This window comes from Fulvivirga sp. (assembly GCF_040220315.1).
Taxonomy (GTDB): Bacteria; Bacteroidota; Bacteroidia; order Cytophagales; family Cyclobacteriaceae; genus Fulvivirga.
This window is the reverse complement of sequence record NZ_JAVJUY010000040.1, coordinates 1-12708: the sequence shown is the minus strand read 5'-3', so window position 1 is coordinate 12708 and position 12708 is coordinate 1. Positions and strand designations below refer to the sequence as shown.

Here is a 12708-nt window from a genome sequence, read left to right as displayed (position 1 = left end):
TGACTGTGTAAGTCCATTCGCATTGACAGCTATCGTATAACTGCTCGCACTTACACTCGTGCCATTGGTAGCTAGAACAAAACCTGTGCCCAGCACTTCATCGCTGCATAGTGAATTGCTGATCGCTACACCTACTGGCTCGGGAGATACCAGCACCGTCACTTCGAAAGGTGTACCATCACAACCCCCACTGCTTGGTGTGACAACATAGGTAACCAACTCATCTGAGGTAGTTCTATTTATTAGATTATCATTGATAAATGCATCTGTTGATGTAGATGTTGTAATACCAAGAACATCTGGATTCGCCAAGCCAATCCAACTGAATGTACTAGCGACACCATTATTACCATCAATATTATTTTGTAAGTCATATGAAAGCGCACCAGAATTACTGCAAATTTCAAGCAATTCATCACTTCCAATAGGTTCGGGATCTACGCTAACATCAATAACGAAATCTAAACCAAAACAGTTGGTTGGTGCAGGGCCCACTGGCACAACGGTATATGAAATCACAATCGTTGAACTAGTATTGTTTGTTGGTGTATCAATAATATTACCAGATCCGCCACTACCATTACTACCAGTCCAGAAGTAGATTCCTGCAGTTCCTTGTATCAAATGCAAGTCAGGATCAATATTAATTGATTGCCCTGAACAAATACCATATGTTCCAACAGGTACATCCACACCATCAGGAATTGGATCTACTCTAACCGTTCTTGTAATAGGACTCCCAGCACAACCATTAAACTGGGGAGTAATAATATATTCTACTGTACCGCCATTGGCGCTTGATAGAACCTGACTAATAACTGACCCGCTACTTGCAGACTGACCTGAGACAGTACCAACAACAGAACCAATAGTCCAGGAATAGATAGTTCCGGCCACACCGTTAGGATTAGTCAAAACTACATTCGAAGATTCACCACTGCATATTTCCTGATTAGATGCCGCCACATCTGGAATAGGATTTATTGTTACAACATAATCAACAAAGTTACCAACACAACTAGATGTAACAGGCCCAGTTGGGGTTACCCGGTATCGAACCACCGCCTGGGTATTTCCCGTATTAGAAATGAGTTCATTTACTGGACTATTATTTACAATCCCTACTGTTACCCCAGAAACTGTACCAGATAATATTGTTGCTTCCCAAGCATAGGTAGAAGATGCAACATTAATCGTTGGAGTAAAACTAGCCGTACCAGAACCACAAAAATCATCAACTAAATCTGCATTAGTAATTTGAGGGATTGGATCCACAGGAACATCAATGGTAAAAGGGTCACCAATACAGTTTAAAGGTGCAGGACCCCGAGGAATAACTGTGTAAACAATAGTTGTAGGACTAGTTGTAGCATTAATTGGGGTATCAGTGATATTCCCAGAACCACCACTTCCATTACTTCCTGTCCAGGTATAAGTTGTTCCTGCAACGTTTGAAGTAGGTATAATATTCAAAGTCGTGCCCGAACAAACGGCAGATTCAGATACTGAATTACCAACTGGTTGTTGTTCTACTTGAACTGTGACATATGAAGGTGGTCCATCTATACCATTAGCTCTTGGAATAATTTCATATTCAACCGTACCACCTGTTGCACTAGTTAATTGTTGAGAGATTAAGTTTCCAGACCCGCCACTTTGACCTGAAACTGTACCCGTAACTGAAAAAACAGTCCACGTGAATGTTGTACCTGTTACAGTCTCAGTGATTAGAATACTAGAAAAATCCTCGCTACAAATAATTTGATCGCCTGCCACAGCACCAGGTATCGGGAATACAGTAACGTTAAAGTCACGTGTTGGGCCCGTACAGCCATCTTTTTCTGCAATAACACTTATTACTCGTGAAATAGTCGTTGTACCAGCATTTGTAGTTGTAAAGGCCGGAATTTCCGTCACTACAGCACCTGGCTCATCGGATAAACCAATATCAGCGCCACCACTCCAAGTGAATGTTTCACCACCTCCTGTATTGGTGGTAAGTGCTATTGGTCCAACTGAAACGCCTGTTCCAGTCGCCACTGAGCTAATTGGATCTATTGTTGGAACTGGATTAACTGTAATTGTAAAGAACTGGCTGACACCTGTACAACTACCAATTGAAGGCGTAACTTCGAATGTTGCTACTATCGGAGCCCCTGTATTATTTAATGCCGTAAAGGCAGCTATGTTTCCAGTACCACTTGCGGGCAATCCAATTGAAGGTTGATCATTTGTCCAGTTGTAATCTGAGGCATTTCCTCCAAAGTTAATGGCAGTTGTTGATTCACCTGCACAGAGTTCCTGATTGCTAATTACATTAACAATCGGATCAAGAACATTGGTAATAACAACATCATCAAAAATGGCACAGCTACCGTTGGTTATTGTCCAACGCAATGTTGCAGAAGTACCAGCTGTCAATCCCGTCACTGCTGTCGTTGGTGAACCAGGTGTATCTATTACAATTCCAGCAGGGCCTCCCACCTCTATCCACGATCCAGAACCAACAACAGGGGTATTCGCAGCCATGGTGAAATTCGGAGTGTTACATTGCTCTATATCTGGTCCAGCATTGGGTGCAGTTGGTAGGTTATCTATTGTTACAGATTCAATAGCACTTAATGCACTTTCACATCCTGTGGTTCCATGTATCACTAAAACCTGGTAGTTACCTGTTCCAGCAGGATCATTTATATTAATAGTTTGAGTAGTGATTCCAGTAAATACACCATTCTTATACCACTCATAAGAACCGCTAGCTGGCGCAAGGTCACTCATTAGGGTTACATCAGGATTAGTCCCATCACAAACGGTGCTACCACTTGAACTAATGTTTGGTGTGGCAGGTAAATTATTTACCGTTATAGCTTGAGGTGGGAAGTTGCTTGAACATAATGTAGTACTATTGATAGCCCTTACTACAAGTTGGTTTTGAGTAGGGTCTAGTGGGTGCGAGGCCAGGTTTATGTTGACACCATTACCGGCTACAACATCACTAATTGGTGAGTTAAAATTGTCGAAAACCTGATAGTTTACATTGGTCTGACTTGCTTGAATAGTTATTACAATATTATCCGTATCACAAACAACAGTATTACTATACGTAAGTGTCAATGAGTTACTAGGCAACGGAGAGACAATTAGTCTTGTTCTAGTCGCAGGCCCTTCACACCCTCCATTTGATTGGGTAACAAAAGCAGTATAAATTCCAGGTGCACTATCGATAAATCCTAATTCACCGGCTGTTGGGTTTTCTGGGTCTACCGTAAAGATTGGAGATGTCAAACCGCCATCACTGTACCATTGCAGATTAGTTCCCGTCACTGTAGGTAAAAGGAAGCCGTCTCCTACACAAATTGACTGGTTTTGGTTTGTTACAGTAGGAGCAGCAGGAAAATTAATCACCGTAATCGTTACATTGTCATTGACCGTGGCACATACCCCGTCATCGATCGTTACAGTGTAGGTAGTCGTTACGCCCGGGCTTACCACTGGGTTCGATGCACTGCTCGTAAAGCCTGCAGGTACACTCACCCAACTGTAGGTATATGTCCCATCTCCGCCTGTGGCTGTTGGACTGCCACCTAGCGTCACACTCGCTCCATTGCAAATCGTGGCCGGAGTGCCCGCATCCGCTACTACCGCTGGGTTGACCACTACATTTACCACGCGTGCCGCGCTCTCGCAACCACTCACTGTCTGGGTGACATAATAGACATACGTGCCTGCTGATCCACTCACACTTGGCGTGTAATTCGCATTGTTACCTTGGACTAAACTCGTTAATGCGGCATCGTCATACCAGTTGAAACTCGCCCCACCAGCACCTGTGGCTGTCAGCGTTGGATCGGTATCCCCTACACAGATCGGGGTCGGACTCGCTGCGGTCGGTAGGCCGGGAATCGGGTTCACCGTTATCGTTACATTGTCATTGACCGTGGCACATACCCCGTCATCGATCGTTACAGTGTAGGTAGTCGTTACGCCCGGGCTTACCACTGGGTTCGATGCACTGCTCGTAAAGCCTGCAGGTGCACTCACCCAACTGTAGGTATATGTCCCATCTCCGCCTGTCGCTGTTGGACTGCCACCTAGCGTCACACTCGCTCCATTGCAAATCGTGGCCGTACTGCCCGCATCCGCTACTACCGCTGGGTTGACCACCACATTCACCACGCGTGCCGCGCTCTCGCAGCCACTTGTGCTATTCACTGAATGAATGGTATAAGTCACCGTACCGGAAACATTAATTACATCTAACGTCAATGACTGGTTAATCGGGCCAGTAACGGGTGAGCCTACACTCCCTTGGGCACTAGCTCCACTTACTCCACTCGAACTCACCGTCCAGTAGTATCCATCTCCAAAGCCATTCGGATTGCTTAAGGCAATATTAGTACTATTACCATCGCAGATCGCCTCTGTGGTTGGACTAACGCTTATGTCGGGGATTGGATTAACTGTAATGGCTTGAGTCGCAAAATCAACATCACACCCAGAGGAGCCAAATGTACTTCTTAGTATTAATGCCGTCTCGGAAGTAGTTAATGGTGTTGTTGTTATCTGTGCAAGACCAGTATTACCAGCCACTACACCACTAATACTAGTTAAACCAGTTTGATCAAAAATTTGATAATTAGCTCCCATTTGGGAATTAGAAATGTCTATCGTGATTGTTTCGCCTTCACAAACAGATGTAGTGTTATAAGATAATGTCAACCCATTATCAGGAGCGGCATTCACTGTAACAGCTTGTGACGAAATGTTGTCTGGAATAAATGCTACATAGTCATTTGAAGCAATCCAATCTGTATTATTTCTGCCTGCCACAAAAACGGCATTACTACCATCGGAATTATTAATTCCTTGAGTTTTTGTGGATGCATTATTCTCAACCAATGAAGAATGAATCTCTATAATATTACTTGTTTCATGAAGTTGAATTTGAAAGCTTACTGTGGTTGAAAGCCCAAAATATCGAACTCCCGTAAAATTTATTACAAATATTTCAAAATCACCTGAGCCCGTTGTGAAATATTCGATAGTCCCAGTTGTTGGATCTAAATCATCCCAAACACCGGCAATAAAATTAGTAGGGTTTATTGTAGGCAGAGGATCAGAGGTATAAGCTTGTATACCAGAAGTACTTCCTCCAAACTGAAGGAAACCATTATTATTAACATTTACTAACGTATAATCAGTACCATAAAAATTAAAGGTGAACCCTATGTTGACATCTTCATTTGGAAATGGCGGACCGCCACCACAATCATCACATAATGTAAGTGCCGTACCAGAACCAGGAATAGGATTGAATGTGCCTGATTGATCCAATGTGTAGGTGGTTATCGGAGTTAAACCATCAACTCCATATACAACGTGCGAACCTACACCTGCAGCAGAAGGATCCCATGTAGGACTTGTAGTTATACCGGGACCAAAATAAGTTGTACAAGATCCTGTTATCGAAACTGACGCATCATCAATACAATAATTCGCATTTAAATTAGTAAAACACTGTGCATTTGCAGTCAGTGCTGAACCTGAAATTATCAAAAAGGAAATGATTCCTTTAAACAAATACGTAAGTCTATTATTAATTGACATGAAGCCTAGTAAGCACTGATCTTATAAACAACTATTTAATATCAAAATTCTCATAAACGTAACCAATTCATTATTATGGTTTTAATTCTCCACTTGAATTTGTTTTAATAAAGGCGATTTTTTTTTGGCTTTCAAGTTCTATCGTGCCTAAAATATAAATTGAACCATCAGCAGCCTGAAATACCTTAGACGCAGCATCGTCATCTACCCCACCGAATGTCTTGGTCCATACAATACTACCGATATCGGATATCTTAACTAATTCTAAATTGCCACTAACACCGAAATTAGACGTACCCAAAACAAAAAACCCTCCACTTACTGATTGAGAGATAGAAGCGGCATTAGCTACGTTTTGAAGACTTAGATTAGACGCATTTACAAAGTTTATATTACTTCTTACCCTTGCTGTGAAGATACTATTGATCCCTTGTTGATTTGAAGTTCCCACCATCGAATATCCACCGTCAATTGTTGTTATCATTTGAATTGCACTTTCATCACCTAAAGTACCATAATACTGTGTTTCAAAGTTTGAAGTGGCATCTCCTAGTTCATTGACAGGAAATAAAATCATATTAAACCCATCCTGCTGTTCCCCTGAGTTTGGATCGTCCGAAGTACCAAAATAAATGAATGTACCATCTGGTCGCTCTACTAGTTGTCGGCCGATGTCTATTCCAGCTAATCCCGTTCTTTCTTTCCAAAGAAAAGATTCTACCTTTTGTAGGCTATTATTTAATCTAATTGAATAAAAATCCTGCAAATCTGTAACCGGATTGTAGACCGCCTTGTTAACATCCACATTTTGAGTTGATCCGACACCGATAATATCCTGATTAGATGCTACCAAAATGCTATTTATCACTTCTGAAGTGCCTGGAAATCCAAAAACAGCACTATCAATTTTTGCACCTTCGGGGCTAACCTTTAAAATCATGACATCTGTAGATGTAGAGTTTAGCTCTGTAAGTGTAGCACTAATTATTAAATTGCCTGATGCATCTAACTCCAAATCCGAAGGGTCTTCATTCTGATTACCCCCAAATGTTGATGACCAAATCTCATTCCCAATTTCATCTGTTCTGGTTAACCAAATTTGGCTTCCTGAATTGGTGAGGTTGCTCTTTCCCAATAGTACATATCCCCCATCATTCAACACAACAAAATCTACTCCTACCTGATCTCCAGCATCACCATAATATTTGATGAAATAATCTTCGAACCTGGGCTCCAAAGTATCCTCTGTATCACAGCCAAGTGTGAAAATTAAAATAGATATATAGATAATATACTTAGTCACGATTTATTATTACTTGTCAAAAACCCGTCTAAATAACCCCTTTTCTTCATTAATTTTTCTAGGCTTGTATAACGGCCAAATAAAGCCAGCAGAAATAGCCACATTAGTTAGTCTTTTATAGTCATCGACCATTCCATATTTATATAGCAGAGATTGGTTGGCATATTGGTTATCTTCATCAACAATATTGTTCATCCCCCAGGTGTAGCGTGCATCTAAAAAAACATAGTTGTAGCCTACTCGATACCTCACTCCTATGCCACCAAGTAGGTTGTGATTTAAATTATTTCGAAGATCAATTAAATTTTCTTCTGGGCCAGTAACACTTATTTCTGATCTGTTACCTTCACCTGAGATGACTAAATCCTTTAATTCCAACTCGCCTCTGGATCCCATCAAATAACTAAAGGAATAGCCAGCATAAATGTATGGGTGCCAATCTTTAAATTTCATTCGATATTTAATAAAAACAGGGATATTCAATAGCGATTGGATTTCAAGCATTTCCTGCACATCGCCATCAAATAAAGTGTTTTTATAATTATATCTCTGATTGAAGAAGTTTACTTCCAACCCGAAACTGAGGTGATCTCTTAAGTTTAATTCTGCGCCACCACCGATATTAAAACCGGTACCCATGGAGTATTCTTCATTGGATAGCTCTGTATTATCAACTCCAAAATTAATTATAGTTGAAGTGTTGGTAAAATTTAACCCACCTTTTGCGTATAGAATAAAAATAGGCGTTGTTGTAAATTTTTCATTTAGATAAACGATATCCACTGGGTCGTTATCAGGATCAACTGCATATTCAGGATCTAGCTTTAGTAATTTTAGATAGCTATCTTCAGCACTTATAGGGTCATCTATTAACAAATATGTTCTTGTTAATATTAAATAGGATTCTATTTTTTGAACTTTATTAAATCCATTATCCAAACAGGGTTTTAAAATTGATGGTATTGAATATAGGTGTCCTTTTTCAAAGCTTGACCTTGCTTGCTCTAGTGTGTAGGCACAATCCACCTTCTGTGCCACAACTAACGGGCACATTGCAAATAATAGCCAAACTATAGAAAGCCTTTTTAACATTTACTATTAATAGTCTTCAACCAATAAGTTAACACATGTTGCCCTGTATTTAATATCATCACCAACATAAGTATTCCATTCCTCTTCTGTCATATTTCTCTGAATATATTCACATAGTTGGTCAGAGAATTTATCAGGATTCGTTGGCCATAGTCTGACATCACCATCAGCACAAGCTGATATGATATATTGTGAGTCTGAGCTAAATTTAATATCCCACACATAAGCATCATTGTCTGTGATTCTTATAGGTAGTTCTCCCAATTCTTTAACAGGCCACATTTGAATTACCCCATCAAAACTTCCAGACGCCATCAATTTGTTATCCGGACTAAATGCTATTGTACTCACTCTACCTTTGTGACCTACCAATTCATATTGTATGGCTTTACTACTGGCATTCATTACATGTATAACTCCTTTTTCATCACCAAAAACTATTAACTTGTCGTCAGGACTAAATTGAACACTTTGAATAGGCACACCGGGGTTGGTATAAATGATAGTTTCAGATTTATTATTAAGATCGTATAACATCAAATTTCCCTCAATAGTACCTGCAATTAATAAATTGGAACTACTATTTATATCAATTGCTTTCAACTCAAATTGAGTGTTTAAGAGTATTTCAGAACTTAATGATTCAATATTATTCAACCTTATAGATCTATCGCTACCGGTAGAATAAAACTCACTTTTATTATTTCCGAACTCAACATCATTCACGTACCCTTTGTGGCCAGCGATTTTATTGGATGTATTTGTTTGAGTATTAACCACTTGAATGTAAGATGAATCAGAAGCAATTGCCAACCACTCATCATTACTATTTATTGATAAAGCCCTGTTTGGAAACTGATTGGAGAACAAACTCACATTATTTGACTGATCATCAGTGGTGCTCTTTACGAGTTTTCCTTGCGTACCTGTTGTGAAATAGTTTGTTCCATTATTAGCGACAGCTATCGTTCTCACTGCATTTCTATGGAGCCTTGGAATAGTATTGTATTCTCTGCCAATAAAATCAGCTGTGGCGGCATACAACCCATTATAAATATATGGGTCATAGTGCCTTCCCTGATATTCGTCAAAGAAGGTTTTAGCTTGTTGAGCTAAGGCACCTTTTAAATTATTGTCTTCAATAGAAAGAGACTTCACCGCCATGGATTGTGCAATTGACTGATATAACAACCGCTGAGCATCTTTGTAGTTCTCTTCTGCCCTTTTAAATTGATTTCTAGCTTCGTCCCTAGCCTCTTGGGCCACAACTTTTTGATTATTAGCTATATTAGTTTGCTCCTGAGCTATCTGAAAGTTTTGTTCTGCCCTTAAGCGTTCATATTCTGCTTTTGTAAGTGCTTCTTCCGCTCGTTTGCGCTGCTCATTAGCATCAGCTAGTGCCTCCTCAGCTTTTTTAGTTTGTTCCTGCGCTTCAATTTTGGCGAGATTGGCAATATCTCTTTGTTTTTGTGCTTCAATTTTTTTCAGCTTCCGCTAATTCTGCCTGACGCTTTGCTTCAGTACTTTGTGTAAGTGCATACACGAAAAATAGAATACTGATAACGGCTGCAAATCCCAAGAAAATAGCTACTGCTTTTGTACGCTTTACCAAACGTTTTTGAAGCATTTCCTGATTACGTTGCTCGGCTTCGTACGTTATTCTGCTGGTATCAAGGAAAACAATTGCCCTTTCAAAGGCTTCGTCATACCTTCTTGCCCATGCTCTTGTAGGCTTTTGCTTTTTCTGCCAGTTTAATGCTAATTGCAAATCTGGCGGGCGCCATAGTCCTGTTCTGCCAATCTGATACATGGCAGCAGCTTCAGACAACCTCCGATACATTTGAGCAGATTCAAACTCTTCATCCACCCATACTTTTAGTCGCGTCCAAATACGCATTAAGCTCTCATGCGATATTTCGATAAGTGAATCGGAATTTAGACGCACATTTGACGGAGGCATTAGGAATGATCTCCCAGGGGCTCTAAAGTGATCGACAACGGCAATTACTTCTTCTTCCGTTGCATCCGCTAAATCAGCAACAAAGCTTAATTTAACAGGCCTTCTCATTCCAAAGTTATTTGAAGATTTTTCTGTTAAAGACTTAAAAAGAATTTCTGCGATTTCTTTTTGTCTGGAACTAAGTTCGTCAAAAGTTTCATTGGCGTGTTGTGAAAGTGCCTCAGTAATTCGACCAATGGCATTATAATGGCCGATATCCATCGGTTCACCTTCTTCCCTATTTTTAAGCCAATAATTCCAGGTACGCATTAATGCGTGCTGAAGAATAGGTAATTGATCCTGATTGTCGCCTAATTCATTTAATAGTCTTTTAAGTAGTCGTTTTGAAATTTGACCACCTCCTACTGCAATAGGTCCTTCAATGGCCATACGTTTCTGATCACGGGACATCTGCGGAACCAGGTAGTTACTTTCATTGATTAACTGTGTAAGACCAGGAAACTTAGAACACTCTCCAACATAATCGGATCGCATTGTGATAGCGATATAGATTGGGAAGCTACTATTTCTACAAGCATCCAGAATTAAATTAACATAAAGCCTCGCATCTTCAGCTGCCTGCTGATCAGTTGTTCCATATCTGAAAAGCTCCTCAAACTGATCTATGAAAATTAATGTATTTTGATTTTGTGTATGATATTTTTTAGCAAGTACTTCAACAAGTCCATTAGGGTCTGTTCTGAGTATAGAGGATAATACTCTCCTTCTTATTCTTGCTTCGTCTTTGTTTATATACCCAGAATCCATTGAACGCTGGATGGAAGACCCTAAGTTGTGAATGGGCGATGTACCCGGCCTGGTCATAATTATATTCCAATCAGGTCCAACGTCAGTCATGAAACCACCATAAACAACAGGTACTACACCGCAATAAATTAGAGAGGACTTACCGCTTCCGGAGTAACCCATTACGGTTACAAACTTGTTGGTAGCTAGTTTTAATAAAACTTCATCAACCTGGCTTTCACGCCCAAAAAAGAGATGATTTTCTTCAACGCCAAACGGTCTTAACCCTGGGAATGGGTTGCTGAGAACAACATCATTCTGAACTGTTACATCTTCGGTAATACGTTCTTCTTCATTCTGATGTAGTTCATAATTTAACATATGAAGAAATATTGAAGCTTAAAAAATAAATTAGACAACGAAATATTTTGCTAAAGTACTTAAAATAAAGGTATTATGACTTAAAAAACAACTTGCCAATAAAATATTATATTAGATTAATGCTATACATATTCTATCATCTCATGGGCTAATTTTATATTATCAGCAAGAAGATCGTAAAAACCATCCTTCTTAATTTTTAAAAGAACCGTGTCTTCTAAGGCCAAAATTAAATTTGATTTTAAGTGATTTTCAGTATTTATCATTTCCCCTAGAAACTCACCAACATTCACTTCTGCTTTTACATTGCTGTTTTCATAAAGATTTATTTTCCCTTTGTAAACAATGTAGAAGTTGTCATTATAATGATCATCCACTGATAAAGTCTCGCCTTCACCAATGGCTACCTCATCAGTTATATCTATTAAATCAGCCAATACTAGGCCGAAGATGTTTTTAAAAACTGGTATGCCTTTTAGAAATAACACTTTTTCAAATCGCAGGGATTTCGAAAGTTCATCCTCATTGTTTGCGATTACTTGATCTAATTCACGCTTCACGTTGTAGCCTAACCGCTTCACATTTTCATTGTACGCTGATTTGTCAATTTTATGAAGTGCCCAGGCTGCCATTTCCCTTATAAGTTCATCGGGATTAAACAAGTTGGCAATTAAATCAAAATAAAACTCTCTTATTTCTAATAAACCAATTTGATAAATAATACAGGATTTGGTCCATCTGTTAGTCTGTGAGAAATCACGATTCAACAGGAACTTAAGAGTCATTTTATTATCTAATCGCTCTCGAGGATAGAAAATTTCCAGCCTTCTAGCCTTTTCTACATAAGACAAATCATCCAATACAGGTATAATACGCTGTTTTAAGTCGTCAGAAAGAAACACATCCAGCAGTTCAATACCATAAGTTACCCCTTCACTTGTAAGGCTCTCGATATTCTCTTTTACCAATTGTATGGACTGTGCATCATAAAGCATTGAGAGAAGCATGTAGATATGATCAATATCATAATCAATCTCTTCATCTAATGCCTTTTTTATCTCTATACCAAAGTATTCTTCACTTACCTCGTTAATAGCAGCCAAATTCCAGGTAATATCTTCAATATCTGATTCTATAGCATACTTTATTCTAGGTATTTGTGATATACTAGCCCTGAACCCCGCGTTTCCAAGTGCGAACAATACTTGTGAAACCATTACTTTGTCAGGGAAATCCATTTTATTCCAAAGAATCTCTTTTGCCTTATTACCGCCTATACGACCTATGATTTGCACGACCTTGAGCATTACCTGTGTTGTTTGCCCGGACTTATAGAAAGCGCTATCTAAAGCATTAAGCGCTTTTCCACCAATTACTGTAAGCGCGTTTGCAGCTTGCACGCTATATACAGGATTGTCTAAATTGTCTATTAAAGCATTTAAAACCTCGTTATTAAACTTTCTTTGAGCTGTTTTTATGGCAGTATATCTTACTTTAGGGTCAACATCATTTAATAGCTCGATAAGTACGGATATATTCTCTTCATCTTCAGAATTTCCCAATAATTCAGCAGCATACT

Annotated in this window: 6 protein-coding genes; all 6 read right to left on the bottom strand. The window is 39.3% G+C overall.

The features are described 5' to 3' along the window. The coding region (locus RLO81_RS01450) for a PKD-like domain-containing protein (RefSeq protein ID WP_350106167.1) at window positions 1-5607 on the bottom strand (5607 nt) is incomplete at its 3' end. Window positions 5608-5680: 73 nt separating this feature from the next. Continuing rightward, entirely contained in the window at window positions 5681-6910 is a 1230-nt protein-coding gene (locus RLO81_RS01445) for a hypothetical protein (RefSeq protein ID WP_350106164.1), read from the bottom strand. A gap of 9 nt (window positions 6911-6919) precedes the next feature. Continuing rightward, complete coding sequence (locus tag RLO81_RS01440; RefSeq protein ID WP_350106161.1) at window positions 6920-8002, bottom strand: porin family protein; 1083 nt, start codon at window positions 8000-8002, stop codon at window positions 6920-6922. Between the two features lie 6 nt (window positions 8003-8008). After that, window positions 8009-9268 (bottom strand): WD40 repeat domain-containing protein, encoded by a 1260-nt coding sequence (locus RLO81_RS01435; protein ID WP_350106159.1) that lies wholly within the window; start codon window positions 9266-9268, stop codon window positions 8009-8011. A 208-nt stretch (window positions 9269-9476) separates the two neighbouring features. Beyond that, complete coding sequence (locus RLO81_RS01430; protein ID WP_350106156.1) at window positions 9477-11129, bottom strand: nSTAND1 domain-containing NTPase; 1653 nt, start codon at window positions 11127-11129, stop codon at window positions 9477-9479. Between the two features lie 122 nt (window positions 11130-11251). After that, the coding region (locus tag RLO81_RS01425; protein ID WP_350106154.1) for a HEAT repeat domain-containing protein at window positions 11252-12708 on the bottom strand (1457 nt) is incomplete at its 5' end.